We start from the raw sequence: 25,593 nt of genomic DNA, 5'->3' as shown, positions 1-25,593 counted from the left end.
GTTCAGATATCACACTCGGGTGTCGGTTTTTTCTTGCTATAAATATCCAAATTCCACGCTCTCACTCGGCGTGGCGCTGGATATAGCGCACCAAAGCCAGGGTTGATCCGTCCTTGCCCGCACCATCGGCCTGCCCACTGACCACGGGTTCCAACGCAAGTGCCAGTTCCTTGCCCAATTCAACGCCCCATTGATCAAAGGAATTGATGCCCAACAGAACCCCCTCCACAAACACGCGATGTTCATACAGCGCGATGATCTGACCCAGGACATAGGGCGTTAATTGCGGATACAGCAGTGTGGTCGACGGTCGGTTGCCCGGAAATACGCGGTGGCGCGCCTGACGCTCTAGTTCAGCACCTTCAAACCCCTTTTTGGCCATGATTTCGCGGGCCTGATCCAAGGATCGGCCGCGCATCAATGCCTCGGACTGGGCCAGGCAGTTGGCCACCAAAAGCGTGTGCTGATGGGCCAGTTCGGGTTCAAACCCGGTGGCGCCGACCATGAATTCACAGGGGACAACGCGGGTGCCTTGATGGATCAGTTGGTAAAACGCGTGCTGGCCGTTGGTGCCCGGTTCGCCCCAGACAACCGGCCCGGTGTTGACCGGCGCATCGTCCCCATCCATCTGCACGGATTTGCCGTTACTTTCCATTTCAAGCTGTTGCAGATACGCGGGCAAGCGCACCAGCCTTTGTTCATAAGGCAGCACAGCGCGGGTGGCGTATCCGCATCCCTGATTGTGCCATATCCCCACAAGGGCCAGCATGATTGGAAGGTTTTCCAACGGCGCGGCGGCGCGAAAATGCAGATCCATCGCCTCGGCGCCCGCCAGCATCGCGCGAAACGCATCCGGCCCCACGGCCAGCATGATCGGCAGCCCGATTGGCCCCCACAGGGAATAGCGCCCGCCAACCCAGTCTTCAAACCCAAACACGCGATCCGGGGCGATGCCGAAATCGGCGGTTTTATCGGCGGCGCTCGACAGTGCGGCAAACTGTGCGCCGGGGTCTTTCACCACTTCGCCCATCCACGCCTTGGCAGTGGCGGCATTGGTCATGGTTTCGATGGTGGTAAAGGTTTTGCTGGCAATGATCACCAGGGTGGTTTCGGGGTTCAGGCCGCGCAACGTATCGGCAATATGCGCGCCATCGACGTTTGAAACGTAATGCACTGCCGGTCCGTCATGATACGGAGCCAGGGCGAGTGTGGCCATCACCGGCCCCAGATCAGACCCACCAATGCCGATATTCACCACATCGGTGATCTTGCCCCCCTGCCCGGTAAACACGCCGCTGCGCACATCTTCGGCAAAGCGGTTCATCCGCGCCAGCGTGTCCAATACACCGGGCATCACATCGGCCCCGTCCACCATAACCGGTGTGCCGGTCAGATTGCGCAGGGCCGTGTGCAGCACGGCGCGCCCTTCGGTATCGTTGATCGGTTCACCGCCAAACATCGCGTCCCGTTTGGCCGCCAGATCGGCCTGTTCGCACAGCGCCAAAAGCAATTCGCGCGCGTCGCGATCAATGTTGGTCTTTGAGTAATCAAAAACCAGATCCCCCATGGTGGCCGAAAAATCGCCTGCCCGGGTGTCATCAAACAACGACAGGATCGACCGGTCTGCGGTTTTTTCTGCGGCGGCGGAAAGTTTCGTCCAATCAATCATCATTCGGCCCAATGTATCGTTGCATCGCCCAAAACCACCGAAATCGGCGCCTCGGCCGGGGAAAGGGAGCGTGCGCGTTCCAGCGCCTTGCGTTTTTCATCGCCGGTGATCACCACATGGGTGCTGATCGCGCCGCGCAAAACCGGCGCGGTCAGGGTGATGCGCGGTTCAGGCGCACCGGGGGCGCGCATTGCCATCAACGGCGGCGCACTTTGGTCCAGCGCGTCTTCCAGCATGTCGGCACCGGGAAACAACGATGCCGTGTGCATATCGGCCCCCATGCCCAACAACAGCACCGACAGGGGCAAATGCGGCGCAATCGCCGCACCCAATGCATCCAACCGATCCTCGGGGATCGGCGCATCGCCATAGAGCGGCAGATATTGCGCGGCGGCAGCGCGATCCACCAACAGCCGTTCGCGCAGTAACCGGGTATTGGACCGGTCGGACGTTTCGGGCACCCAGCGTTCGTCGGTCAGCATGATGAAAACCTTGCTCCAATCCAGCGCGATACCGCACAGCGAATCGAATATCGGGCCCGGCGTTGTGCCCCCCGGCACCGCAAGCGAAGCGGTGTCGTGGGTCATCAATGTGCTGTTCAACTCTCCGGCGATTTTGTCGGCCAGTTGCATCATCATCATTTCACGGTCGGCGTATTCTTTGATCTTCATCACGGCCTCCTTTGACGCATCCGGTATGATAGGGGGGAATACACGATCCTGAAAGCCCGGTCACACCTTGATTTCGCGCCACCGCCGCCCGGCGCGGTGCATCAGCATTTGCGCATCTTCCGGCCCCGCACTGCCCGAATCGTACAGTTTCGGGGCCTCGCCCCGGGTGGTCCAGCCTTCGATGATCGGGTCGGTCCAGGCCCAGGCGGCCTCAACCTCATCACCGCGCATGAACAGGGTCTGATCGCCGCGGATCACATCCATGATCAACCGCTCATAGGCTTCGGGCGGGTCTTCGGCATCGGGGCCAAGTGCGTCGGCAAACGACATATCCAGCGGCACATCGACAAGGCGCATGCCGCCCTGCCCCGGCTCCTTGATTGTCACGCCCAGGGTGATGCCTTCGTTGGGTTGCAACCGGATGGTCAGGATATTGCGATGGGTGCCCGCTTCGCTGCCGAAAATCGAATGGGGCGCGTCCTTGAATATCACGGCGATTTCGCTGGTGCGCGCCTTGAGCCGCTTGCCCGTGCGCAAATAAAATGGCGTCCCGGCCCAGCGCCAGTTCGACACGTTGATCTTCATCGCCAGAAAGCTCTCGGTCAGGCTGCGCGGGTTTTCGGCATCTTCGCGATAGCTGTTTTTGCCCTCGGCCCCGTCATACTGCCCACGCACGATATGGTGGGGTTCCACCGGGTCAAGCGCGCGGATCACCTTCAGTTTTTCATCGCGCACCGAATCGGGGGAAAACCGCGCCGGCGGCTCCATCGCGATCAGGCACAGCAATTGCATCAGGTGGTTCTGCACCATGTCGCGCATGGCACCGGCCTTGTCATAATAGGCGCCGCGCCCGCCCACACCCACGGTTTCGGCAACGGTGATCTGAATGTGATCCACATATTGCGAATTCCACAACGGTTCGAACAAAACGTTGGCAAACCGCACCGCCATCAGGTTTTGCACAGTTTCCTTGCCCAGATAATGATCGATCCGGTAAATCTGAGTTTCGTCGAAATGTTCCGCCAGCGTCGCGTTCAGATCCCGCGCCGTGGCCAAATCGCGGCCAAACGGTTTTTCAACCACGATCCGGCTGTCGCGATCGGCCAGCCCGTGGGCATAGAGCCGTTCGGCCAATGCCCCAAACAGGCTTGGCCCGACTGAAAAATAGAACGCCTTTACCACATCATCGCGCACCAATTCGGCCAGTTTCTCCCAACCACCATCACCCGTGGCGTCGATGGCGACATAGTGCAGATGCTCCAGAAAACGCTCAAGCCCGTCCTCGTCGCGCCCGTCGGGGGTGAATTCCAGAATCGAATCGCGCACGAAATCGCGATAGCCCTGATCGTCATGATCTGCGCGCGCCGCACCGATCACCCGGGCCTCGGGCGGCATTTGCCCGGAACAGAACCGGCGATACAATCCTGGCAAAATCTTGCGCCGGGCCAAATCACCTGTGCCGCCGAAAATCACCAGATCGAATGGATCGACCGGAATAACCCGTGAAACCATAGTGCCCTCAATCCTTGGCCGCGCGGCGGCCAGTTTTCTCGCGCTGCACCGCCATTGCGCGGCTGTTAGCGCTAACCAATTCTGCCCGCCTCATACCCCCGTCCCCACGCCAAGTCCAGTGTTGCGCGCAGGTTCACAACTGCGTCAGCGTCATTTGACAGGGTTTCGCGCCACGGCTCAACAGGTTACGACACTTGAAACTATGCGGAGCGCAGTGATGAAAGACAACACGCATGCCCTGGATCCGGCGAAATTTCGCGATCCGGTACGCACCGCCAAAGGCGAGCCGCGCGCCAGTGTTGCGCTGAACACTCCACAGACCCTGTGGTTTAATACCGGCACCCTTTGCAATATCGAATGCGCCAATTGCTATATCCTAAGCTCGCCCAAAAACGATGCCTTGGTGTATATTACCCAGGCCGAGGTGATCGATTATCTCGATCAACTGCAAACCCGCCAATGGGGCGTGCGCGAAATCGCCTTTACCGGGGGCGAACCGTACATGAACCCCGAAATGAACGCGATGACCCGCGCCGCCCTTGAACGCGGATACGATGTGCTGGTGCTGACCAATGCGATGCGCCCGATGATGCGCAAATCCGTGCGTGACGGTCTGGCCGCGTTGCACGCCGATTTCCCCGGAAAATTGACGTTGCGGATTTCCGTCGATCACCATTCGCAGGAAATGCACGATGTCGAACGCGGCAAGGGCGCCTTTGCCAAAACCATCACCGGCATGGAATGGCTGCGCGATGCGGGCGTTGCGATGGCTGTGGCCGGACGTACCATCTGGGGCGAAACCGAAGAACAGTCGCGCGCCGGATACGCGGCCCTGTTTGCCAGACACGGGTTTGCGATTGATGCAATGAACCCGGCCCAGACGGTGCTGTTTCCCGAAATGGATGACAGCGTGGATGTGCCCGAAATCACCACCGCCTGTTGGAATATCCTGAACATTTCGCCAGATGCGATGATGTGTGCCTCATCGCGCATGGTGGTCAAACGCAAAGGTGCCGACAGACCCGCCGTTCTGGCCTGTACCCTGCTGCCCTATGCGCCCGAATTCGAACTGGGCGAAACCCTGGAACAGGCCGAACGCGATGTGTCGCTGAACCACCCCCATTGCGCGAAATTCTGCGTTCTGGGCGGGGCCAGTTGTTCGGGCTGACCTGCGGGACGGCGGGTGGGGCGATGGCGCAAGCCGAGCGTCACCCACCGTCCAGACATCACGCCGTGGCCACCACCCAATTTGCGATATCGGGCAGCAGCCCATCCAGAACCGTCTGAAACGCCGGGATCAGGACACTGGGAATATCGTCTGTCGCCGTGGCGCGTTGCCGGAACACGCGGGTTGCGATCACCTGTTGATCACGGTCGCGCATCAGGGTCAGACTGATGTCGATCACAACGGAAAAGCCCGGGTTCGTCGCCTCAACCTGAAACGCGTCGACGCGCGACAAAAGCGCGACATCGGGCACCGGCCCGCCCTCGTTCGGGCCGACATATCCAACCCGGCCCGTTCCCGCGATCGACCGCACGATCAGCGATTGCAAGACCGCCGGCAGGTCATCGGCCCACCGGCTTTCGGGCAGGTATGTGACCGCCAGGGCGTTGGGCTTTACCACGATGCGGTCTGTCGCAATCGCCGCTGGTGTGGTGGGGCGCGCCACCAGGATCGTGCGCGCGGTGCGCCGCCCCGTGGTTGCCCCCGGAACCGGCCGCAGATCAAAGGTGTCCAGCGGCGTCGCGGCCGAATTCAGCGATGAAACCGCGCTGCACCCCCCCAAGGATGCAGCCGCCCCGATCAAAGCGGCGCGGCGGGTCAGGATCAGTGTCTGGGTCATGTCATCTCCGGTATTCGGGTACGCGATCATCAAGAAGGAACCTGGCAGGGTCCTGTTCTATCCGTCGCACAAGTTGGGTCAGCGATTGCACCAAACCGCGCGCCTCACTGCTCAGGCCGGTCAGTTCTGCCAATCCCGAACCGGTAAAGGTGCGGATGCCGGGCGCGGCGGCGGCCAGGGTCGACTGTACCTGTTTCACCACATCGTCGGCGCGTACAATCAGCGCGTCAAGATCCGATGTGATCGCGGGCAGATCATCGGCCACCTGATCGGTTGCACTGCGGATGCGGGCCGATGTGGCGCGGATATCCTCCAGTACGGGTCCAAGATCGGTCGACAGAACATCTGTTGCGGCCTCAAACGTTGTATCTGCCGTGGCCAATGTGCTGTTTGCCGACACCAGCGCCCCGTCCAGATACACCAATGTGGTCTGTGCGCGGTCAAACAACTGTGTCGCCGCCGACAGGGCGGCACGCGCATCGGTTGCCATCGGGTCAAGCTGCGCCGTGGCGCCGGTTATGTCCTGCGCCACCTGTTCAACCGCGCGCGCGGCACTGTCCACGGCTGTGCGGATGTCGGCCACCACGGCCGGCACGTCGGTGTCGATCACGCTTTCAATGGTGGCAATGGCCCGGCCCGCATCGCCCAGAACCACCCGCGCTTCGGCCACCAACAGCGCGCCGTCGCCATCCACCAACGCATCGAAACTGTCCGATGCTTCGGTCACGGCGGCAAAGGCGGTTTCCGCCTCGGTCAATGTGGTTTCCAATTCGGTCAGCCGTGCATTCAACAGACCGGCGGTTTCGGTGAATCCGTCCAATGTGGCCCCCGACCGGGTGGACAGATCGCCAATCGCCGTGTTCAGCGTGGTCATTGTTTCAGAGATTTGCGCGACGATCACCGGCACATCCTTTTGCATCAGGGTTTCGGCCTGTGCAAACGCCGCCGCGGCGCTGTCGATGGCACCGGTAGACGATGAAATCGCGCCCTCGGCCGCATCAAACGCCCCCGCCGCCGACCCCAGCGCGGTATCGACATTGGCCAATGTGGTTTCTGCCGCTGTGCTCAGAGCGCCCAAACGATCGGTGAAATCTGCGATTTGCGACGTTGCATCCGCCACGGTTGCGGTGATTTCGGAAAAATCCACCAGTGCCTGTTCCAACCCGCCAGAGGCGGTGTTCAGATTGCTGAGGATGCCGCTTACATTCTCCTGATTTTCCGGCCCGACGATCTTGGTAAATTGCTCCAACAGACGTGTCGCCTCGGCCACCAGGTTGGGCGCGCCGTCGACCAATTGTTGCAGGGTCGAAGGTTTCGAGGTGATGATCGGTACCTCACCCGCGGGCGCGGTCAGGGGCGCGGATACGGCACCCTGATTGGACAGGGCAATATAAGACACCCCCGTCACCGCAGATGAATTCAGCTGTGCAACCGTGTCTTCGCGCACCGGCGTTGTGGCGTCGACTTCGATTTTCACATAAATTTGCGACGGATCGGGCGCGTGAATGCGCAATTCAATCACCTTGCCCACGCTGATCCCGTTGAACAGAACATCACCCGATCCATCCAGCCCCGACACATCCTCAAACAGAATGGCATATTGGGCATATTGCCGGTCAAGCTGAACATTGGCCAGCCAGATCATGAACCCCAGCGCCCCCAGAATGCCCGCCAGGGTAAAGGCGCCGATCAGGATGAAATTCGCCCGGGTTTCCATTATCGCACCTCATCATTGTCGGTGGTTTTCAGGGCGGCGCGCGCACGCGGTCCGTGGAAGTATTCGCGCACCCATGGGTGATCGATTTCCAGCATTTCGGCCATTGTGCCGACCGCCAGCACCTTTTTTTCGGCCAACACCGCAATCCGGTCGCAGATTGCGTGCAAAGAGTCCAGATCGTGGGTGACCATGAACACGGTCAGGCCCAGCGCGGCCTGCAACCGCCCGATCAGCGTGTCGAACGCGGCGGCGCCAATCGGGTCAAGCCCGGCGGTGGGTTCATCCAGAAACACGATTTCCGGGTCCAATGAGATGGCGCGCGCAAATCCGGCCCGTTTGCGCATTCCGCCCGACAGATCCGATGGATATTTGCCTTGGGCATTGTCGGGCAGGCCGACCATGCGCACCTTGATTCCGGCCAGGGTTTCGCGCAGGTCGTCGGGCATATCCAACTGCTCGCGCATTGGCACTTCGACGTTCTGGCGCACGGTCAGCGATGAAAACAGCGCCCCATCCTGAAACATCACGCCCCAGCGGCGGCGAATGGCGCGGTATTCTTCCTCGGATGTGTCCCGCACGCTTTTGCCGAACACCTCGATCTGGCCTGCGTTGGGTTTCAACAGGCCGACAATCTGATGCAACAGCACCGATTTGCCGGTCCCCGATCCGCCGACAATGCCAATGATTTCACCGCGCCGCACGTCAAGATCGACGCCATCATGCACCACATGATCGCCGAATTTCTTGACCAGCCCGCGCACCCGGATAATCGGATCGCTGTCGTCCGCCGCGCTGTTTTGCGAATTGCGCATCACACCCCCACCAGGGCAAAAAAGATCGAAAACATCGCATCGGCCACAATGACCAGAAAAATCGAAACCACGACCGAGGTCGAGGTAAGCCGCCCAAGGGATTCGGCATTGCCGCCCACCTTCAGCCCTTCGTAACACCCGATAACGCCAATGATCAGCGCAAAGAACGGCGCCTTGATGATCCCCACCGAAAACTGCCAGAGGTTGATATTGGCCACGAGGCGCGATTGAAACACGCTGGGCGATACGCCCAGTTCGATCCATGACATCATGGCACCGCCCACCAACCCCGAAACATCGGCAATCAGCCCCAGTATCGGCAAGGTGATGATCAACGCCAACACGCGCGGCACGACCAGTATTTGCACCGGGTCCAACCCCAGGGTGCGCATGGCGTCCACTTCCTCGCGCATTTTCATCGATCCGATCGCGGCGGTAAATGCCGACCCGGATCGCCCTGCAATGATGATCGCGGTCAGCAAAATGCCCAATTCGCGCAGAACCGCAATGGCGATCAGATCAACCACAAACACTTCGGCCCCGAACTGGCGCAACTGCACCGACCCCTGAAACGCCAAAACCACACCGATCAGAAACGCCATCAGCGTCACGATGGGAACGGCCTTTAACCCCACTTCCTGCATGTGATGCACCAGCGACGTCAGGCGCAGCCGCCGGGGGTGAATGACCAGGGTCGCCAGCGCCGCCATCACCTGACCCAGAAAACCGGTGACTTCGATAACCAACCGCCAGGAGCCGTGCACACTTTGCCCGACACCCTCAATCACATCCGCGATGCTTTGGCGTTTTGCCTGCGGCACATCGCCGCCGGGCATATTGGCACTGACCGTATCAAGCAAAAGCTGTTGCACATCGCTGGCACCGGTGATCGGCACGGTGCCCCCCTGCCCGCCAATCCGCCCCGCCAGATCAAGAACAAACCAGGCGCCGGCCGTGTCCATCCGGCCCACCTGTTTGATATCAACGCCTTGCGCGGTATCAACATCACAGCTAAGCGCCGCGACCCCATCGATCAGCAGATCACCCGACAGCACAACACGCCCCTCGTCCACCGCAATGCGCGGTGGGTCGGTTTGGGTATCGTTGCCGCCTTGGGTCACCTGTTTCCTCCGGTGTTCATGCCGTGCCTTTGCCTGTTTATCGCGCCTTTGACACGGTTTTGGTCGGCCTGTGCGGGGCCAGCCATATTCGGGTGCCTTTTGACGTTGAATGCGTATAGTGTCGCCTCATACCGCCATTCCCGTATGAAGGGGAACCACTGATGAGCAAATCGGCACTCCTGGCCCGCCTTCCGGGCGACAGAACCGGGGATTTGGCCCAAACGTTGCAGGTGCAGTGCCGCATTCCGTCGGTTCATGCCAAACAAGGCACGCTGATCGCTGACGAGGGCGATTTTGCCGATCACTCGATTCTTCTGCTGAAGGGCTGGATCGGCCTGTCCAAAACGCTGATTTCGGGCGACAGGCAAATCATTGATGTGATGCTGCCGGGCGATTTCGCCCTGATCGGCACCGAAATCGTGCCCGTCGCGGCCTGTAGCGTCGAAGCGCTGAGCGATGTGGAATATATCGTGGTTCACCCCATGGCCGCCAATGGCCCCGATGCCGCCTTTATCCGTTTGCGCAAACTGATGGCGGCGTCGATCCTGACGGCGCAATCGCGCACGTCGGAATTGTTGCTGCGATTGGGGCGGGGCAACGCCGCCAACCGCATCGCCTATGCGCTGTTGGAGTTTTACGTCCGGCTGGAATATGTGGGCCGCACCCAAGGCACCCGGTTCGAATTTCCGATCACCCAGCAAAAGCTGGGCGAATTTACCGGCCTGACCAATGTTCACGTCTGCCGCACCCTGCGCAGATTCGAACGCGAGGGGCTGATTTCGCACCCCGACAGCGGCACGATCTGTCTGGAAGACGTGGCCACCCTGTGCGCACTGGCCGATATCGACATCGGCCTGTTGAAAGAAGAAATCCTGATGCGCGCCTTGCCCGTGTAGCGGCCAATCATCGGCATTCGACAATCTCACCCAAGGTCTGACCGGCGAGTTCTTCGCTTGCGTCGCGGGCAATATCGCCCAGCGATACAATACCCAACAACCGACCGTCGGGATCGTTTACCAACAGGCGGCGAATGCGCCGATCCCCCATCATTCGCGCCGCATCAACTACGCTGTGATCGGCGTGGCAGATGCTGACATAACGGGTCATGATGGTGCTGACCGGCTGATCCCGGCCCCACCGGGCATTGGGCATCAACCCCAGCACAAGATCGCGGTCCGTCAAAACACCAATGGCAACGCCGCCCTCGACCACCGGTAAAAACCCGATATCGCGGTCCTTCATCAACGCGGCTGCGGCGCGAATCGATGTTCCCGGCCCCACGCAGGACGGTTGCCTTTGCATAATTCTGGACACACGCATATTCACCTCCATCCCGATCAGTCGGGTATCGCGCTGGATTGGGATTCTGACCTGTTCTTGCGTTTCTCACGCGCTTTCAGCGCCTCAAACCCCACGATCACATCCAACAGTTCGGTCGTGATTTCGCTTTGCCGTACGGATCGTGTTTCCGATTTCAGATCTTCCAACCGCTCGTCCACCGATTGTTCGGCCTGCTGCATCCGCGCCAGCCGGGCTGCGTTTTCTGTCACCAATGCCTCGGCGGCGGCGCGGTGGACGGTGGCAAACAACAGGTTGCGCACCAGCGCCGCCAACATATCAGACGCCGACAGTGTAAAGCGCGGCAAACTGCGCGACACCCAGGGGCGCGCCGCCAAGTCCACCATCATATCGCGGTCAAGCGGCAGCAAACGTTGCGAAATGGGGGCATGACGGCCATGATCAATCCGGTGGGTGTAAATCAACGTCACCGGGCCGTGGCCGCGCAATCCCTCAAGCCGCGTCACCAGATCCCCGGCCAGGCGGTTCAACCCATCCACATTGGCCGGGGGCAACAGCGTGACTTCGGGCACCATGCCGACACCGTGCAACGCATCCTCCATCTGTGCGCCCACACACAGAATGCGCAGGGTGCATCCGGGGGCGCGATGACGCGCGGCCTCGGCTGCGATCACCTCGTTGTAATTACCGCACAGGCCGTGATCCGACCCCAGAACAACCAGCACCGCGCGGTCATCGGCCGGTTCATCCTGCACCAAGGGGCCGTTGATATGCAGGAACGCCTGCAGCCCATCCAGCACCGTATCACGCCATTCATCAATGGCGCGGGCGGCCTGTTCATAGGGGGCGGCATTGATCGCCGCCATGGTTTTCATCGTGCGCACGATGCCTCGGATGCTTTGCATCGTGTCGGTGCGCCGGGTGAGGCGTTCAAGGGTTTGTGCCATCGCCGCCCCCTTGCACCGCCGCGCGCGCCAGCGCCACGATCTGGGCGCGCCCGTCTTTGCCCAACCGTTGGCCCGATTGAATAAGGGCGCGGGTTTCGCCCTGTCCGGCACGAATGGCGGCGCGAATGGCAGCGCTGGCCGTGGCCATGTCCGGCTCGCTCAGATCATCCAACAGCCCCTCCATCGCGGCGATCAATACCGCCAGTTGTTCATCGGCAGGCATCGGATCACGCTCGGGCTGGCGCAGGGCGGCGCGCACCGCCGCACCGCGTGACAGCCGGGCGCGGGTTTCATCATCAAGCCGGGTGCCAAAACGGGCGAATTCCTCAAGCTCTTCGAATTGCGACAGAGTCACGCGCAGGTTGCCCGCCACATCGCGCAGCGCGGGCGCTTGCGCCTTGCCGCCCACCCGCGATACCGACACGCCCAGATCAACGGCGGGAAACTGATTGCGCCGCACCAGACGGGGCGACAGATATATCTGCCCATCGGTGATCGAAATCAGGTTGGTGGGAATATAGGCCGACAGGTTTTCCGCCTGGGTTTCAACCACCGGCAGCGCGGTGATCGAGCCACCGCCAACACCGGGGCCAAATTGCCCGGCCCGTTCCAACAGACGCGCATGGACGAAAAAGATATCGCCTGGAAACGCCTCGCGCCCCGGTGGGCGGCGCAACAACAGCGACAATTCGCGGTAGGAATGGGCGTGGTGGGTCAGATCATCGAACACGATCAACACATCGCGTCCCTCGGCGGCCAAGGATTCAGCCATCGACATGGCCCCGTAGGGCGCGACATAGGACTGACCCGGCGTTTCCTCATCACCCGCCGACATGACGATGGTGTTGTCCATCACCCCGCCATCGCGCAAAGCGCCAATCACCTTTGCCACCGCATCGCCGCGTTGACCGATGGCGCAATAAATACAGGCCACGCCGGTATTTTTCTGGTTCAAGATCGCATCGACCGCGATGGATGTTTTACCGGTCTGGCGATCCCCAATAATCAACTCACGTTGACCCAGCCCGACCGGCACAGCGGCATCCACCGCCTTCAGGCCCGTCGCCAGGGGCCGCGCCACGGGGCGGCGATCAAGGATGCCGGGGGGCTGCATTTCAATCGGGCGCATCCGGTCGGTGGCGATTGGCCCGCCACCATCACGGGGCTGTCCCAACCCGTTGACGACCCGCCCCAACAATGCCGCCCCCACCGGCACGCTGATCACCTGACCGGTGCGCCGCACATCAGCCCCCGGCACAACCGACCCGGCCGGCCCCAACATCACCACGCCAAGCCGGTCAAGTTCCAGGTCAAACACGATTCCGGTCAGCCCGCCGCCAAAATCCAACACCTCATCCACCAACGCCCGCGCCAGACCGGTGACAATGGCGATCCCGTCGCCAATTTCGGCAACTGTGCCAATTTCGCTCAGGTGCGGTTTTGGCGGTGGCGCATCCAGAACCGCCTGAAGCAGATCATCGGTGGCATCGCGGGGGGCATCATGCAGCATCAGAGCGCCTCTTTTGTTCCGCATCGCTTAAGATTTCTTGCAATCCGTCGACATAGCCATCGACAGTCCAGCCCAGTTGCGCGCCGCCCAACCGCAAGGACAGGCCCGGCGATTGATCCGGGTCGGTGGCATAACGCACGTTTGTGCCGGGCAATGCATCCGCAATCGCAGTGTCGATCTGCGTGCGCAGATTATCGGGCAACGGCGTGCGCGTGGTCACCACGGCGGCGCGGCTGTCGCCGACTGCGGCCTTCAAATCGTCGGTCATGGCGCCCAGACGCGATATGGCGCGCGCCACGATGCGATCTTCCAAGGTTTCGCCAGACAGATCGTTCAGCGCCTTGCGAGTCAGCGAAACCAAGGCTGCCGCCCCCTTTTGATGCAGCTTTTCGGTGTATTGGCGCGCCTCTTGCGCCCGTTCGGTGGCGCGGGATTCCTGTTCGCGGTTCAGTCGCGCGCGCGCCTGTGACAGCATTTCATCCCGCTCGGCGGCGGCCTCGGCGCGGGCCTGTTCCAGGGCGCCATCGCGCGCCGCTTTCAGGCGCTGGGTTTCGGCATGGTGTTCTGCGGCGGCGGTTTCGGCCGCCTCGCGGATCTGCGCCGCTTCGGCCATACGGTCGGAGATTTCGCGTTCGCGCGCATCGATCCCATCCAGGATCGGGCGGTACAAGAACCGTTTCAACAACCATACCAGCACCAGAAAGTTAACCAGTTGGGCCGCGACGGTGATCCAGTCAATCGACATCGTTAGCCACCCGCGCCCTGACTTGCCGCTTCAACGGCTGCGTTCCAGAACGGGTTGGCAAACAACAGGATCATCGCCACCACGAAACAATAGATCGCGGTGGATTCGATCATCGCAAGGCTGACAAACAGGGTGCGCGACAAGGTCGAGGCGGAATCGGGCTGTTGGGCAATGGCCGACAGCGCACTGGCCGCTGCGCGCCCTTCACCCAAGGCGGGGCCAAGCGCGCCAAACGACACGGTCAGCCCGGCGGTGAAAATCGAAATTGCAGCAATGATGGCGAGATCGGTCATGTCTGGTCCTTTGTAACGGCAGCTTTGGGTTCGGTTTCGGCCACTTCGGTGGCTGACGAAATATAAACGGTGGCAAGGATGGCAAAGATATACGCCTGAATCACGCCGGTCAGCAGGCCCAGCGCATCCATGATCACCGGAAAGAAAAACGGCGCAACGCCCAGCAATATCGCGGCAATCACAGCACCGCTCATCACGTTGCCATACAGGCGAATGGCCAAAGAGACGCCGCGCGAAAATTCACCGATGATGTTGAATGGCAGCATGATGATGTTGGGTTCGATATAGCTGCGCAAATATCCCCCGATGCCGCGGCTTGCGATGCCAAACAGCGGCACCGCAACCAGCACCGCCAGTGCCAGCGCCGCGGTGGTGGAAAGTGATCCGGTGGGCGCATGCCAACCCGGCACAATGGCCAGAAGATTTGATACGAAAATAAACAAAAACAGCGTTCCGGCAAAATACAGCACCCGCCGGTCGGGCCGCGCGCTGATTTCATTGATCTGGCCTTGGATGGTCAGCACCACTGCCTCAAGCGTGGTGCGCCAACGGTTTGGTGGCACATCGGGGCGCAAATTGCGGGTGATCAGGATTGACGTCAGGGTCAGGATCGCCATCACGATCCAGGTAAAAACAATCGTCGCATTTACCGTAAAACCGCCGACGGTAAACACCGTGATCTCATCGGGGGTCATTTCCATGGCGTTGCCTCTTTTTTCGGTTGCAGCGCGGTCAGCAAAATCAGCCGCACCACCATGAAGGCCAGCGCAAAGCCCAGTATCGCCGCCACACCCCATGTGGCCACCCACCACCCCGCGCCCAGCAACAGTGCAATGCGCAAGGCGGCACTGGGCAGCAGCACGGCAACCGGACGCGGCGCGCGCAGCGCCAGCCGCATGCCCCAGGCCAGCCCGGCAAAAAACAACGCCGCCGCCAATGCTCCGGCCAAAAGGCCAAAGCCGAACAGCGGGAAATCAAAACTGGCCAACATCACTCGCCTTTCTCTTTGTCGATCCATCGCCAGGCCAGAAACCCGCCAATCGCCACCCCGCCCAGGATCAGGGCGATGGTCCAGGAAAAGTCCTGTGGCGCGATCCGATCTAACCACAGGCCCAAAAACGCACCCCCCACGGTTGGCACCGCTACGGCCCAGCCGATCATCCCAAACACGCCGATTCCGCGCAATGGGCTGGGGCCGGGATTGTCGCGCGCGGCCTTTTTGCGCGCGGCGTCGCGGCCGATCTGGTTGGCCTTTTTGTGCTCACTCATGGCAGCGGCTCCTTTCGCAATCCGGCGAACCGGCGCACCATATCCGCCTCAAGCTTTGACAGGGCCGAGCGCGCGACGCGCTCTTCATCCTCGACGGTTTCGAAAAACTGATCGACCGTATCATGCAGGCTGGCCAAATCGGCGCTTTCGATGCCGCGCCGCACGGCAATTTCCACCCGGTGGCCGGTTTTCACCAACAGCCCTTCGTCGATGCCGAATATCCGCTCATCCCCGCCCGGCTGGGTGATCAACAACACCGAGGGCACCAGCGCCGCGATAAAATCGGTGTGATTGGGCAGCATCCCAAACGCGCCATTCTGCGCCACGGCGTTCAACCGCGTGGCGGCCCCCTCAAACAGCGTCGCACCGGGCAGCCGCACCATCACCTGCATGTCGTCGGCCATGGTCATGCCGCGACCTCGGGTTCGGGCAAGGCCCCGATCATGTAATAATCGCTTTCGGGGCGATCGAACGTGGTTTGTGCCAGGATGGTTTCACAGCCCTTCAACGTCGCCTCAAGCGGTACCAATTTGCCTCCCGCGCCAGTTGACGCGCTGACAGTGGCGAACGGTTGGGTCAAAAACCGCTCCAACCGCCGCGCGCGCGCAACCACAGCGCGGTCATGGGCCGATAATTCCTCGATCCCAAGCATGGCAATGATATCGCGCAGGTCTTCGTATTCGGCGAGGGTGCGGCGCACGGCGCGGGCAATATCATAATGGCGCTGCCCCACTACATTCGGCGTCAACATGACCGAGGATGAGGCCAAAGGATCAACCGCGGGATACAACCCCTCACTCGCGCGTTTGCGTGACAAAACCACCGAGGCCGACAGGTGCGAAAAGATATGCGCCGCCGCCGGATCGGTGAAATCATCGGCCGGCACATAGACCGCCTGAATCGACGTGATCGCGCCTTTGCGGGTGGATGCGATGCGTTCCTGCAATGTGGCCAGTTCGGTGGCCAGGGTCGGCTGATACCCCACGCGCGATGGCATCCGCCCCATCAACCCCGACACCTCCGATCCGGCCTGAACATAGCGAAACACGTTGTCGATCAACAACAACACATCCTGTTGCCGGTCATCGCGGAACCATTCCGCCATGGTCAGCGCCGATTTGCCAACCAAAAACCGCACACCCGGGCTTTCGTTCATCTGGCCAAACAGCATCACCATGCGGTCGCGCACGCCCGCCTCGCCCATTTCGCGCCACAGCTCTTCGGCCTCGCGCGAGCGTTCGCCAATGCCACAAAACAGGCTGACACCGTGGTGATGTTCAACGGTGTTGTGAATCAACTCGCTCAGCAGCACGGTTTTGCCCACGCCGGCACCACCGAACAGGCCGGTTTTGCCGCCCCTCTCAATCGGGGCCAACAGATCGATTGCCTTGATGCCCGTTTCCAATACTTCGGCGCGCAACACCCGATCGGCCAGGCGCGGCGGCGCGTTGTGGATCGAGCGGTGTTCATCGGCGATGGGCGCCGGTTCCCCGTCAATCGGGGCACCGAACACATCCAGCATCCGGCCCAACACGCCCTCGCCCACCGGCACCATCACCGGCCCGCCGGTGGCGCGCACACCAGTGCCCAAGCCCAGGCCATTGACCGAGGCCAGCGCGATACACCGCGCCGCCCCGCCTTCGACGAAGGACATCACCTGCAGGGCAATATCGCCCGCATACAGCAGATCGTCGATGTCGGGCCTGTCACCGGGAAACGCCACATCGACAATGCCGCCGCGGACCGCCACGATATGCCCCTGGGGGAAATCAGGCATGGTTCAACCCGCCGCCAAACCGCCATCAACCGGATACTGCCCCCCGGTGATAAACGCCGATTCATCCGATGCCAGAAACAGCACCAGATTGGCCACATCAATGGATTCACCATAGCGCGCCAGCGGGATCGACGCGGCCAGTTGTTTTTGCGTCTCATCGCCATGGCCGGGGCTGAACCCTTCTTCCAATGACCGCATCATCCGGGTGTTGATCGGCGATGGATGCACCGAGTTCACGCGCACATTGGCCGCTGCCGCCTCGATTGCGGCGGCCCGGGTCAGCCCGACAATGGCGTGTTTTGACGTGATATAGGGGGCCACATTGGCGCTGCCCTGTAGCCCGGCGATGGATGACATGTTGATGATACTGCCGGATTTGCGTTCGATCATGGCGGGCATGACATGTTGCAAGCCCAGAAAGGCGCCGCGCACGTTGACCGACATGACCCGGTCAAAATCCTCGATCTTCTGATCGACCAATGGCGCGACCTTGCCCTCGATTCCGGCGTTATTGAAAAACACGTCGATCTGGCCAAAACGATCCAGCACCGCCTTGACGTAACGCGCGCTATCCTCGGCCGAAGATACATCGGCGGCCACACACAGCACATCGTCGCCCGCGTTCAACGTATCGGCGGCGGCGCTCAGATCGTCGTCTTTCAGATCGATCAAGGCAACCTTTGCGCCATGTTCCAGAAACAGCCGCGCTGTTTCCAACCCGATCCCGGCCGCACCGCCGGTGATCAACGCAATCTTATCCTGCAAACGTTTCATCTTATGTCCTTTCATAATAGGGCCCCGCAATCACGCCGGGGCCGATCCTGTGGATTTGCGCCGCAGCTTTTCCGCCAGCGCGACAAACAGCGCGCCAACGCCGAGCGCGTGCAGTTCAATCAGCCAGATGACCGCCAGCGCCCCCTCTAACGGGACAACAAACATCACCACACCGGCCAAAAACGATAACAGCCCGCCCAGCACCAGAAACCGCTCGCCGGGAATTTCACGGCGCAAACGGATGGCGATCACCACCCTGAGCAACCCGTCAAGCATGGCCCAGACGGCAATCAGGATGCGCAAGGCAAAGGCCGTGGCATCCGGCGCATACAGCGTCAGCAAAAACACCCCCAGCCCCAGAACCCCCTCAACCGCCCAGACCCACCACATGCCAAGCCAGCGACGATCACGCGTTGCCAGAGCCAGCGCAAGAACCCCGTCCAGCAGAACAAAAGCGCCAAACAGCACCACCAGACCATCCAGAGTCAGACCCGGCCATGCGAAGGTGACAAGGCCAAAACCGATGGCGACAATGCCGCGCAACAGGAACAGCCGCCAGTTTTGTGTCAGATTGGGATGCAACTCACGCATGTGTCGGCGCTCTCCATGTCATGGCGGCGATGCGCGTTCCGGCGCGGCCGGCCAATATTTCGGCGGCATGGTCCAACCGGCCCATTCCTGCCATTCCACCGCCGCGCGCAAAAAGCGCGGCGGCCTTTGGTTCATTGCTCCGGCGGGAATTATCCCTGTCGGCGACGCCACACAGGCGCGCAACAAAACCATGACGTGTGTAAACCTTCCCCAACCCTGACGCCAGCGCCGCTTTGATCTTTTTCGGTTCAGGATCGGCTTGAGATGTCATCGCACCTTCCTTTTCGACGGTTACGGGTACGGGTCGTGAGTGTTGGCCCGACCCGACAGAGTTCATGATATCCGGGTTATGCAGACCGCGCATTAACCTGGATCAATGCCAACGGCGGTGATCGCGGCTATCATCGGGGAAACACCCCGTTAATCGCAAGGAAAACAAATTGTTATACGTTGACATGCCAACCGCCAAAGAGCTTGGCACTCTGAACCAGCACCGCGCCGATGCCTGTGTGTCGATTTACCTTGGCACGACACCGCTTTCCGAAAAAGCAGACCAAACCCGCATCACCCTGCAAAACCACGTTAAAACTGCGATGGCGCAGATTGAAACAGCGGGTCTTGATAAACGCCGCGCCGCGCTTTTGACGCAACATTTTGATGTTTTGTTGGAGGATGACGATTTTTGGGCACATCAGGCACACAGCCTTGGCATTCTGGCCACGCCTGACCGGATCATCACCTATCGCCTGGCCAACAAACTGACCGATATGGTGGCAGTGTCGGATCGGTTCCACCTGAAGCCATTGTTGCGCGCCGTCACATTCCCACAGGCCGCGCATGTTCTGGCCGTTTCGGAAAATGCCGTGCGTCTGGTCGATGTGTCGGCCGATCTGCCCGCCCGCGCCGTGCGGGTGTCCGACATGCCGCGCAACGCCGCCAATGCCGTGGGCAAGGCATCAATCAATGATCGTTCGGCCAGTGGCCGTATTCAGGGGTCCGAAGGGCAAAAGGTACGTCTGGGGCAATATATCCGCCAGATCGACGCAGCACTGCGCCCGGTTCTGTCGCAATCGGACATGCCGGTCATTCTGGCCGCAACCCAACCGGTTGCCGCCTTGGTGCGCGCCCATTCTTCGGTGCCTCTTTTGGATCAAACCATCGAAACCAGCCCCGATGATCTGTCAGACGCCGAATTGGCCACTGCGGCGCGTCCGATCCTTGATGCGTATCACGCCACCCAGATCCAGGATTTCCGCGCAGAATTTGACCGGTTGACCGGGCAAAGCCGTGTGACCACGGATATTTCGGATGCCGCCCGCGCCGCCACCTTTGGCGGGATTGAAACGCTTTTGGTTGATTTTGATGCGGTGGTTCCGGGCACGGTTGACGATGAAACCGGCGCGGTCACTTTTGCCGACACCCAAAGCGCGGCAAGTTACGGTGTGGTCGATGAAATTGCCGGGCGCGCAATGCGCACCGGGGCGCGGGTTCTGGCGGTCCGTAAGGATGATCTTCCCGGTGACGGATCATTGGCCGCGCTTTTGCGCTATGAGATATAACACCTGTGATTTGACCACTGAAAACCCGCATCACCGCTTTGGAAAAAGGGGTGATGCACCGGTGCGATTGGCTGACCCAAACCGCCAGCCGGTTCGCCACCTGACAGGTTGCATTCCGGCCAAATCTCTTGATCCTGTGGTGCCCGTGGAGGGACTTGAACCCCCACTCCCGAAGAAACTAGAACCTAAATCTAGCGCGTCTACCAATTCCGCCACACGGGCACAGTCAGACCATTTTTCACACACTCTTACGATCTGTGTAAAAGCCCCGGCGCCAACGACGCCGAACCGAACAATCAGCGGTCATCCTGATTTTTTCCTGTTAGCAGAGCCAAAGCAGCAAGGCGAGAGGCGGGATCTATTTTTTTCACTCCAGCGCGCCGCTTGTTTGCTGAGAACGCCCGGTCCGGGCGCGGCGCGCGCTGCGGCTAGTCTGTCAAAGCGTTCAACGCCGCCGAAACAGGCGCCAAGGCAACGCTGGCCGCGCGATTACCCAAGGCCCATTCGGCCAGGGCGGCAATGGTTTCGGGCTGATTTCGGCCAACCAGAATGACTGCGTTTTCCTGACGCGCGCGAAATGCGGCCTGGTCCAGAAACCGTTTGATCGCGCGCTGATCCTGCCCCGCGCTGTCAATTTCACGAAACACCAATGCCGCCGACACACCACCCCGGTTGGCCACCTGCAAGGCGGTGTTCAACCCTTTGGGAAAGGTCAAGAATCCATGTCCTGTTTCGGCCAGTTCGCTGATCATCTGCGCCAACACGTCGCGGTTTCCTGACAAATCCCCACTGGGGGTATCAATGACCGCTACTGCATCCGGCAACCGGGTGAACGCATCCTGCAGCGAAACGGCCACATCGGTGGGCTGTGCGCCGGCGGGGAAATCCGGGGTCAGCAAAACTTCGATCCCGGCGGCGCGATACCGCGCCATGCGTTCGGCCGCATCCGGGGCGCGGGCGTTGACCGCCACGCTGACCGGGATCGGAAGGGTGATTTCTGGCCCGCCCTCATCCAACAGAACCACGGCAACAATCGGGCTGCTATCGGGGTTTGCAAACGGCTCACCGTTGCGCGTCAAAGCATCGGGCGCCAGCGGCGTTTCGGGCGCGTCCTGCGCGATTTCAGCCTCCGGGACGGCATCTCCGATTCGCGGCAGACGGTTGGTAATCACCACCGGCTCGCGCGGTGCTGGCGCAGCGCCGGCATTGGGCAGTGGGCTTGCCGCGGTGTCGCCGCCCGGCGGTTGTGGACGCGCGGCGACGGTTACCGGCGTTTCGTCCTCTGGCGGTGAGGTGATATCGGGCGCGCCGGGTGCCTCGATATCTGCCGCCCCTGCCGCAACGGACAAAGGTGCAGCCGGAATCGGCTCCGGCAGATCAGCCTCGGCCATGATCGGCGCGGGCCGTGTGGGTACGCTGGGTGAAAATACGGCGTGCTGTGACGCGTCTGGCGCGGTGGGCGATGTATCGGCACCGCCAGATGGTTGTAAATTTGGCACGGCCAATGCCGTTACCACCACCGGACCCGGCCCCATAGGCCCGGCCGGCGCGTCGGGCAAACGGGGCGTATTTTCGGGCGCGGGCGCTTGCGGGGCATCATCCCCGGCCCCGATCATCGCAAACCCATCGGGCGCGCGGCTGTTGGTTTCGGGGGCCACACCGGGGGTGGCGGGGGCGGGCGGTGCAATGGAGGGCGGCGCGTCGGCGTCCGATATCGGCGCCAGGGCGGCGGTCGGATCGGCCAAATCCGGTGCGTTTTCCACCGCCGGAGCGTTCGGCGCGGCCGTTGTTTCGGGCAATGGCGCGCTTTGCGATGGAATATCAATCACATCGGGCGCGGGGGTGGGTTCGGCAGACCCCTGCATTGGTTCATCTGGTGCGATGATATCCGGCGCGGGCTGTTGCGGTGTCACCGGCTCTGACGCTTCGGGTTGCAGCGGTTCGGACAACGGCGCATCGGGCGCATCGCCCTCATCTCCCTGTTCGGGGTTCAGATCGCCGATTGTTTCGGTCTGCGCCTGCGGAACCGGTGCCAACACCCGACGCTCGGCCAGCTGGCTGATAATGACCAGCGCCAGCCCCGAGACAACAACCCCGAACACCCCACCCGAAAGAATTCCGCGAACCACGATCCAAATACTCCGTTCTTCGTGCGCCAACGGCGCTTGACCCTCGGGCGTGCCTGCGGCCATGTATAGCGCGACACACCGGCAGGTTCACCCCCTCTTGCCACCGCCACCGCCTGCGGTCCAGCCGCCTCTTGCCTCATCAAAGGAACCCTGCCTTGCTCCTGTTGATCGATAACTACGACAGCTTTACCTACAACCTTGTGCATTACCTGGGCGAATTAGGCGCAGATGTGCAGGTGCACCGCAATGACGCGTTGAATGTTGAGCAGGCAATGGCCCTGCGCCCTTCGGCAATATTGCTGTCGCCGGGGCCGTGTGATCCGGATCGGGCGGGGATTTGCCTGGGATTGATTGACGCAGCGGCACAAACTCGCACACCTTTGTTGGGGGTCTGTCTGGGCCATCAGGCGATTGGCCAGGCGTTCGGCGGCCAGGTCGTGCCGGCGCGCGAAATTGTGCATGGCAAACTGGCCGCGATTCGCCACCGGGGGCGCGGCGTGTTCGCCGGCCTGCCTTCGCCCTTTGCGGCAACGCGGTATCATTCCCTGACGGTTGCGCGCGACGGTCTGCCCGATTGTCTGGAAATCACTGCCGATATCGAAGACGGCACCATCATGGGCCTGTCCCACCGCGACCTTCCAATTCACGGTGTACAATTTCACCCCGAATCCCTTAAATCAGAACATGGTCACGCCTTGCTTCAGAATTTCCTTGATACAGCCGGGGTGCCTGCATGATGCGCGACCTTAAATCACTGATCGCCGCCGCGGTTGAACGCCCCCTCACCCGCGCCGAGGCGGAAACCGCCTTTGGCATCCTGTTCGCGGGCGATGCCACGCCCAGCCAGATTGGCGGGTTTCTGATGACCCTGCGCACGCGCGGCGAAACGGTCGATGAATATGCCGCCGCTGCCGCCGTGATGCGCGCCAAATGCCGCCCCGTGCGCGCGCCCGAGGGTGCGATTGATATTGTTGGCACCGGGGGCGATGGCAAAGGCACGTTGAACATTTCCACCGCCACTGCCTTTGTTGTGGCGGGGGCCGGCGTGGTTGTGGCCAAACACGGCAACCGCAACCTGTCCAGCAAATCAGGCGCCGCCGATGCCTTGGGCCAAATGGGCATCAACGTGATGGTGGGCGCCGATGTGGTGGAACGGGCACTGCGTGAGATCGGCATCGGGTTCATGATGGCCCCGATGCACCACCCGGCCACGGCCCATGTCATGCCCACCCGGTCTGAATTGGGCACCCGGACGATTTTCAACATCCTTGGCCCGCTGACCAACCCCGCCGGGGTAAAACGGCAACTGACCGGTGCCTTTTCCGCCGATGTGATTCGCCCGATGGCCGAAACCCTGCTGGCGCTTGGCGCAGAAAAGGCATGGTTGGTGCATGGTGGTGATGGCACCGATGAGGTTTCCATCGCGGCCCCGACCCAGATTGCGATGCTTGACGCTGGTCAGGTCAGCGAAACCGAAATCGCCCCCGAAGATGCCGGCCTGCCGGTGCATCCGTTCGAGGCGATCATGGGCGGCAGCCCCGAAGACAACGCCAAAGCCTTCGCCGCCCTGCTTGATGGGGCACAGGGGGCCTACCGCGATGCGGTGCTGCTCAACGCGGCGGCAGCACTTGTGGTGGCTGACAAGGTGAACACCCTGCCCGAAGGCGTTGAAATGGCGCGCGAAAGTATCGACAGCGGCGCGGCGAAACAAAAAATCACCGCGCTGGCCAAACTGACCTCGGCCAAACCCTAGGCCCCGAGATCACGCAGCACTGTGGGCAGGGTTTCAGGCAGGTCTTCGGCGATCAATCCGGGGCCGAAGTTTAACGCGCATTGCACGTGAAGCCAGGCCGCGGAACAGGCCGCCTCAAACGGCGAAAGCCCGCGCGCCAACAGCCCGGCGATCAGTCCGGCCAACACATCGCCCGCCCCTGCGGTGGCCAGCCAAGGGGCCGCACGTTCGTAAACCGCGGCATGGATCGCGGCGCGCCCATCGGGGGCGGCGATCACGGTATCGGGGCCTTTGAACAGGACCACACAGTTCGCGCGACGCGCCGCGCGCCGGGTCACATCAACCTTGGATACAGCCGGGCCAGTTTGCGGCGTGCCCGTAAGCGCATCGGCCAGATCGGGGAACAGCCGGGCAAATTCGCCGGCATGGGGCGTCAGCACACAGGCATCATGCAGTTTGCCGCGCATCCCCTCATCCCGCGCCAGTAGGGTGAGCGCATCGGCGTCAAGCACCGTCGCCCGCGCCCCCTGTAACGCCGCGCCGATCAAATCTGTGGCCCGTGCGTTTAACCCCAATCCCGGCCCCAGGCACAGCGCGTTGATCCGGCGATCGTTCAATATTTCACTGAGCGCCGCGTCATCGCCCACCCGGATCAACATGGCCGATGTGATCTGTGCCGCCACCTCGAATTGCGCGGCGGGGGGAACGCCCAGCGTCACCAACCCGGCACCCACCCGTTGCGTGCCGCGCGCCGCCAAACGAGCGGCACCGGTGCGCCCTGCCCCGCCGGTCAACACAAGGGCGTGACCATGATCAAACTTATGCCCCGCCTGTTTTGCCACGCCTTGGGCGTTGGTGATTTGCCTGATCACCGTGGCGGGTACAGGCGCGGATATTTTGGGCTGTGGCAACCCGATATCAACCACCGACAGGCTCCCACAAATCTCGGGGCCTTCGGCCAAAAAATGCCCCGGTTTGGCGGCATGAAACGTAACCGTAAGGTCATAAAAGCACCGATTTCCCATATTGCGCCCGCTGTCTGCACACAGGCCCGATGGGACATCAATCGCCACCGTTGGTGGCTGTACCATACGGCGGTCTTTATACATTTGAATATCTGAAATTGGCTGCTCGATCTCCCAGGTCAATGGTCGGGTCAAGCCGGTGCCGAAAATCGCATCAATAATCAGATCTGGCGGTTCATCCCAAAACCTGGGGAAAATACGCTCTGCCTTGCCATCCAAAATCGAAACACGGCCCAATATGCCGGTCCACTTTACCCAGTTCGCCCGCGCATCACCCTTTAAATGATGTGGATCACAGATGGACCATACTGCCACTTGCCAACCCAACCGATGCAACAGCCGGGCAACAACATATCCGTCGCCGCCATTGTTACCCGGCCCGCAATACACCGCGACCCGACCAGGAATATCCGCCAAATTGGGCCAGCGCGCAAAAATCGCGTCAACCACGCCCTGCCCGGCGCGCTCCATCAACTCTTCTCCGGTGACGCGCCCTGCTGAAATCTCTTGCGTTTCAAGATTGCGCATCTGTTCAGCGGTGATCAGATCGGCCATGGCGCTGCCATTTTCGTTGCATGAACGACCAGATATTGGGCG

27 protein-coding genes and 1 tRNA gene are annotated in these 25,593 nt (G+C 61.3%); 5 read left to right on the top strand and 23 right to left on the bottom strand.

Going from position 1 to position 25,593, the window contains the following annotated elements; genetic code table 11:
• Window positions 1-61: 61 nt before the first annotated feature.
• The 3 genes from pgi to zwf are packed head-to-tail and all read right to left on the bottom strand — an operon-like array spanning window position 62 to window position 3,852.
• Complete coding sequence (pgi, locus tag C8265_RS12480; protein WP_108484338.1) at window positions 62-1,672, bottom strand: glucose-6-phosphate isomerase; 1,611 nt, start codon at window positions 1,670-1,672, stop codon at window positions 62-64.
• Window positions 1,669-2,340, bottom strand: a complete 672-nt coding sequence (gene pgl / locus C8265_RS12475; protein ID WP_108484337.1) for a 6-phosphogluconolactonase — start codon at window positions 2,338-2,340, stop codon at window positions 1,669-1,671. Before pgl ends, pgi begins: the two co-directional genes overlap by 4 nt.
• Window positions 2,341-2,400: 60 nt before the next feature.
• Entirely contained in the window at window positions 2,401-3,852 is a 1,452-nt protein-coding gene (zwf, locus tag C8265_RS12470; RefSeq protein WP_108484336.1) for a glucose-6-phosphate dehydrogenase, read from the bottom strand.
• Between the two features lie 217 nt (window positions 3,853-4,069).
• Here zwf and C8265_RS12465 point away from each other — a divergent pair, with 217 nt between their 5' ends.
• Window positions 4,070-5,020, top strand: a complete 951-nt coding sequence (locus tag C8265_RS12465; RefSeq protein ID WP_108484335.1) for a radical SAM protein — start codon at window positions 4,070-4,072, stop codon at window positions 5,018-5,020.
• Between the two features lie 58 nt (window positions 5,021-5,078).
• Here the strand turns inward: C8265_RS12465 and C8265_RS12460 are convergent, their stop codons facing one another.
• From C8265_RS12460 to C8265_RS12445, 4 genes are read right to left on the bottom strand one after another with little or no spacing between them, the layout of a single operon-like run.
• Complete coding sequence (locus C8265_RS12460; protein ID WP_108484334.1) at window positions 5,079-5,696, bottom strand: ABC-type transport auxiliary lipoprotein family protein; 618 nt, start codon at window positions 5,694-5,696, stop codon at window positions 5,079-5,081.
• A gap of 1 nt (window position 5,697) precedes the next feature.
• Window positions 5,698-7,413, bottom strand: a complete 1,716-nt coding sequence (locus C8265_RS12455) for an MlaD family protein (protein WP_108484333.1) — start codon at window positions 7,411-7,413, stop codon at window positions 5,698-5,700.
• A complete protein-coding gene (locus tag C8265_RS12450) occupies window positions 7,413-8,225 on the bottom strand; it encodes an ABC transporter ATP-binding protein (protein WP_108484332.1) in 813 nt (270 codons plus the stop codon). The genes C8265_RS12455 and C8265_RS12450 overlap by 1 nt, the downstream gene beginning before the upstream one ends.
• Window positions 8,225-9,346: an ABC transporter permease gene (locus C8265_RS12445; protein WP_240611069.1), complete on the bottom strand. Its 1,122-nt coding sequence runs from the start codon at window positions 9,344-9,346 to the stop codon at window positions 8,225-8,227. Before C8265_RS12445 ends, C8265_RS12450 begins: the two co-directional genes overlap by 1 nt.
• A 161-nt stretch (window positions 9,347-9,507) precedes the next feature.
• On the opposite strand from C8265_RS12445, the gene C8265_RS12440 reads away from it, so the two are divergent.
• Window positions 9,508-10,242: a Crp/Fnr family transcriptional regulator gene (locus C8265_RS12440; protein WP_108484331.1), complete on the top strand. Its 735-nt coding sequence runs from the start codon at window positions 9,508-9,510 to the stop codon at window positions 10,240-10,242.
• A gap of 7 nt (window positions 10,243-10,249) precedes the next feature.
• Here C8265_RS12440 and C8265_RS12435 read toward each other — a convergent pair whose 3' ends face one another.
• Genes C8265_RS12435 through C8265_RS12375 form a run of 13 tightly spaced genes read right to left on the bottom strand, consistent with a single transcriptional unit; the run spans window position 10,250 to window position 18,822 of the window.
• Complete coding sequence (locus tag C8265_RS12435; protein ID WP_108484369.1) at window positions 10,250-10,666, bottom strand: CBS domain-containing protein; 417 nt, start codon at window positions 10,664-10,666, stop codon at window positions 10,250-10,252.
• A 17-nt stretch (window positions 10,667-10,683) separates the two neighbouring features.
• Window positions 10,684-11,592: a F0F1 ATP synthase subunit gamma gene (locus C8265_RS12430; protein WP_108484330.1), complete on the bottom strand. Its 909-nt coding sequence runs from the start codon at window positions 11,590-11,592 to the stop codon at window positions 10,684-10,686.
• Window positions 11,576-13,102, bottom strand: coding sequence for a F0F1 ATP synthase subunit alpha (locus C8265_RS12425; RefSeq protein ID WP_108484329.1), 1,527 nt, complete (start codon window positions 13,100-13,102; stop codon window positions 11,576-11,578). The genes C8265_RS12430 and C8265_RS12425 overlap by 17 nt, the downstream gene beginning before the upstream one ends.
• A complete protein-coding gene (locus C8265_RS12420) occupies window positions 13,092-13,847 on the bottom strand; it encodes a F0F1 ATP synthase subunit B family protein (RefSeq protein WP_108484328.1) in 756 nt (251 codons plus the stop codon). Before C8265_RS12420 ends, C8265_RS12425 begins: the two co-directional genes overlap by 11 nt.
• Before the next feature lie 2 nt (window positions 13,848-13,849).
• Window positions 13,850-14,140, bottom strand: a complete 291-nt coding sequence (locus C8265_RS12415) for a F0F1 ATP synthase subunit C (protein ID WP_108484327.1) — start codon at window positions 14,138-14,140, stop codon at window positions 13,850-13,852.
• A complete protein-coding gene (locus C8265_RS12410) occupies window positions 14,137-14,841 on the bottom strand; it encodes a F0F1 ATP synthase subunit A (protein WP_108484326.1) in 705 nt (234 codons plus the stop codon). Before C8265_RS12410 ends, C8265_RS12415 begins: the two co-directional genes overlap by 4 nt.
• A complete protein-coding gene (locus C8265_RS12405) occupies window positions 14,832-15,131 on the bottom strand; it encodes an N-ATPase subunit AtpR (RefSeq protein WP_108484325.1) in 300 nt (99 codons plus the stop codon). Before C8265_RS12405 ends, C8265_RS12410 begins: the two co-directional genes overlap by 10 nt.
• A complete protein-coding gene (locus C8265_RS12400) occupies window positions 15,131-15,409 on the bottom strand; it encodes an AtpZ/AtpI family protein (RefSeq protein ID WP_108484324.1) in 279 nt (92 codons plus the stop codon). The genes C8265_RS12405 and C8265_RS12400 overlap by 1 nt, the downstream gene beginning before the upstream one ends.
• Window positions 15,406-15,819, bottom strand: a complete 414-nt coding sequence (locus tag C8265_RS12395) for an ATPase (protein ID WP_108484323.1) — start codon at window positions 15,817-15,819, stop codon at window positions 15,406-15,408. The genes C8265_RS12400 and C8265_RS12395 overlap by 4 nt, the downstream gene beginning before the upstream one ends.
• The gene (atpD, locus tag C8265_RS12390) at window positions 15,816-17,186 is read right to left on the bottom strand and encodes a F0F1 ATP synthase subunit beta (protein WP_108484322.1); all 1,371 of its coding nucleotides are present in this window, start codon (window positions 17,184-17,186) and stop codon (window positions 15,816-15,818) included. Before atpD ends, C8265_RS12395 begins: the two co-directional genes overlap by 4 nt.
• Before the next feature lie 3 nt (window positions 17,187-17,189).
• On the bottom strand, window positions 17,190-17,960 hold the full coding sequence (locus C8265_RS12385; protein ID WP_108484321.1) for an SDR family NAD(P)-dependent oxidoreductase: 771 nt from the start codon (window positions 17,958-17,960) through the stop codon (window positions 17,190-17,192).
• Between the two features lie 30 nt (window positions 17,961-17,990).
• The gene (locus tag C8265_RS12380) at window positions 17,991-18,551 is read right to left on the bottom strand and encodes an HdeD family acid-resistance protein (RefSeq protein WP_108484320.1); all 561 of its coding nucleotides are present in this window, start codon (window positions 18,549-18,551) and stop codon (window positions 17,991-17,993) included.
• Entirely contained in the window at window positions 18,544-18,822 is a 279-nt protein-coding gene (locus tag C8265_RS12375; RefSeq protein ID WP_108484319.1) for a hypothetical protein, read from the bottom strand. The genes C8265_RS12380 and C8265_RS12375 overlap by 8 nt, the downstream gene beginning before the upstream one ends.
• 169 nt (window positions 18,823-18,991) lie before the next feature.
• On the opposite strand from C8265_RS12375, the gene C8265_RS12370 reads away from it, so the two are divergent.
• On the top strand, window positions 18,992-20,110 hold the full coding sequence (locus C8265_RS12370) for a baeRF11 domain-containing protein (RefSeq protein ID WP_108484318.1): 1,119 nt from the start codon (window positions 18,992-18,994) through the stop codon (window positions 20,108-20,110).
• Window positions 20,111-20,247: 137 nt separating this feature from the next.
• On the opposite strand, the gene C8265_RS12365 is transcribed toward C8265_RS12370, so the two are convergent.
• Both C8265_RS12365 and C8265_RS12360 read right to left on the bottom strand, forming a co-directional pair.
• Window positions 20,248-20,332, bottom strand: a tRNA-Leu gene (locus tag C8265_RS12365).
• A gap of 206 nt (window positions 20,333-20,538) precedes the next feature.
• A complete protein-coding gene (locus tag C8265_RS12360; RefSeq protein ID WP_164512325.1) occupies window positions 20,539-22,239 on the bottom strand; it encodes a divergent polysaccharide deacetylase family protein in 1,701 nt (566 codons plus the stop codon).
• A 155-nt stretch (window positions 22,240-22,394) separates the two neighbouring features.
• Here C8265_RS12360 and C8265_RS12355 point away from each other — a divergent pair, with 155 nt between their 5' ends.
• Both C8265_RS12355 and trpD read left to right on the top strand, forming a co-directional pair.
• Window positions 22,395-22,976 carry an anthranilate synthase component II gene (locus C8265_RS12355; protein ID WP_108484316.1) on the top strand — a complete coding sequence of 194 codons (582 nt, stop codon included), beginning with the start codon at window positions 22,395-22,397 and terminating at the stop codon, window positions 22,974-22,976.
• Window positions 22,973-23,992 carry an anthranilate phosphoribosyltransferase gene (gene trpD, locus C8265_RS12350; RefSeq protein ID WP_108484315.1) on the top strand — a complete coding sequence of 340 codons (1,020 nt, stop codon included), beginning with the start codon at window positions 22,973-22,975 and terminating at the stop codon, window positions 23,990-23,992. The genes C8265_RS12355 and trpD overlap by 4 nt, the downstream gene beginning before the upstream one ends.
• On the opposite strand, the gene C8265_RS12345 is transcribed toward trpD, so the two are convergent.
• Window positions 23,989-25,551, bottom strand: coding sequence for an NAD(P)H-hydrate dehydratase (locus C8265_RS12345; RefSeq protein WP_108484314.1), 1,563 nt, complete (start codon window positions 25,549-25,551; stop codon window positions 23,989-23,991). The two genes, trpD and C8265_RS12345, sit on opposite strands and share 4 nt — an antisense overlap.
• Between the last annotated feature and the right edge of the window lie 42 nt (window positions 25,552-25,593).

Source organism: Oceaniglobus ichthyenteri, assembly GCF_003057885.1.
GTDB classification, from domain to species: Bacteria; Pseudomonadota; Alphaproteobacteria; order Rhodobacterales; family Rhodobacteraceae; genus Oceaniglobus; species Oceaniglobus ichthyenteri.
The sequence above is the reverse complement of the archived record's forward strand: the minus strand, read 5'-3'. Positions and strand labels throughout refer to the sequence as shown.

What these genes read in the sequence shown, in the direction of transcription:
- atpD (WP_108484322.1), bottom strand. Translation starts at nt 17,186, where the DNA reads ATGCCTGATTTCCCCCAGGGGCATATCGTGGCGGTCCGCGGCGGCATT.
- C8265_RS12435 (WP_108484369.1), bottom strand. Translation starts at nt 10,666, where the DNA reads ATGCGTGTGTCCAGAATTATGCAAAGGCAACCGTCCTGCGTGGGGCCG.
- C8265_RS12465 (WP_108484335.1), top strand. Translation starts at nt 4,070, where the DNA reads ATGAAAGACAACACGCATGCCCTGGATCCGGCGAAATTTCGCGATCCG.
- C8265_RS12430 (WP_108484330.1), bottom strand. Translation starts at nt 11,592, where the DNA reads ATGGCACAAACCCTTGAACGCCTCACCCGGCGCACCGACACGATGCAA.
- C8265_RS12380 (WP_108484320.1), bottom strand. Translation starts at nt 18,551, where the DNA reads ATGCGTGAGTTGCATCCCAATCTGACACAAAACTGGCGGCTGTTCCTG.
- C8265_RS12455 (WP_108484333.1), bottom strand. Translation starts at nt 7,413, where the DNA reads ATGGAAACCCGGGCGAATTTCATCCTGATCGGCGCCTTTACCCTGGCG.
- trpD (WP_108484315.1), top strand. Translation starts at nt 22,973, where the DNA reads ATGATGCGCGACCTTAAATCACTGATCGCCGCCGCGGTTGAACGCCCC.
- C8265_RS12425 (WP_108484329.1), bottom strand. Translation starts at nt 13,102, where the DNA reads ATGCTGCATGATGCCCCCCGCGATGCCACCGATGATCTGCTTCAGGCG.
- C8265_RS12400 (WP_108484324.1), bottom strand. Translation starts at nt 15,409, where the DNA reads ATGAGTGAGCACAAAAAGGCCAACCAGATCGGCCGCGACGCCGCGCGC.
- C8265_RS12420 (WP_108484328.1), bottom strand. Translation starts at nt 13,847, where the DNA reads ATGTCGATTGACTGGATCACCGTCGCGGCCCAACTGGTTAACTTTCTG.
- C8265_RS12375 (WP_108484319.1), bottom strand. Translation starts at nt 18,822, where the DNA reads ATGACATCTCAAGCCGATCCTGAACCGAAAAAGATCAAAGCGGCGCTG.
- C8265_RS12345 (WP_108484314.1), bottom strand. Translation starts at nt 25,551, where the DNA reads ATGGCCGATCTGATCACCGCTGAACAGATGCGCAATCTTGAAACGCAA.
- C8265_RS12405 (WP_108484325.1), bottom strand. Translation starts at nt 15,131, where the DNA reads ATGTTGGCCAGTTTTGATTTCCCGCTGTTCGGCTTTGGCCTTTTGGCC.
- pgl (WP_108484337.1), bottom strand. Translation starts at nt 2,340, where the DNA reads ATGAAGATCAAAGAATACGCCGACCGTGAAATGATGATGATGCAACTG.
- C8265_RS12410 (WP_108484326.1), bottom strand. Translation starts at nt 14,841, where the DNA reads ATGGAAATGACCCCCGATGAGATCACGGTGTTTACCGTCGGCGGTTTT.
- C8265_RS12395 (WP_108484323.1), bottom strand. Translation starts at nt 15,819, where the DNA reads ATGACCATGGCCGACGACATGCAGGTGATGGTGCGGCTGCCCGGTGCG.
- C8265_RS12385 (WP_108484321.1), bottom strand. Translation starts at nt 17,960, where the DNA reads ATGAAACGTTTGCAGGATAAGATTGCGTTGATCACCGGCGGTGCGGCC.
- C8265_RS12460 (WP_108484334.1), bottom strand. Translation starts at nt 5,696, where the DNA reads ATGACCCAGACACTGATCCTGACCCGCCGCGCCGCTTTGATCGGGGCG.
- C8265_RS12440 (WP_108484331.1), top strand. Translation starts at nt 9,508, where the DNA reads ATGAGCAAATCGGCACTCCTGGCCCGCCTTCCGGGCGACAGAACCGGG.
- zwf (WP_108484336.1), bottom strand. Translation starts at nt 3,852, where the DNA reads ATGGTTTCACGGGTTATTCCGGTCGATCCATTCGATCTGGTGATTTTC.
- C8265_RS12415 (WP_108484327.1), bottom strand. Translation starts at nt 14,140, where the DNA reads ATGACCGATCTCGCCATCATTGCTGCAATTTCGATTTTCACCGCCGGG.
- C8265_RS12450 (WP_108484332.1), bottom strand. Translation starts at nt 8,225, where the DNA reads ATGCGCAATTCGCAAAACAGCGCGGCGGACGACAGCGATCCGATTATC.
- pgi (WP_108484338.1), bottom strand. Translation starts at nt 1,672, where the DNA reads ATGATGATTGATTGGACGAAACTTTCCGCCGCCGCAGAAAAAACCGCA.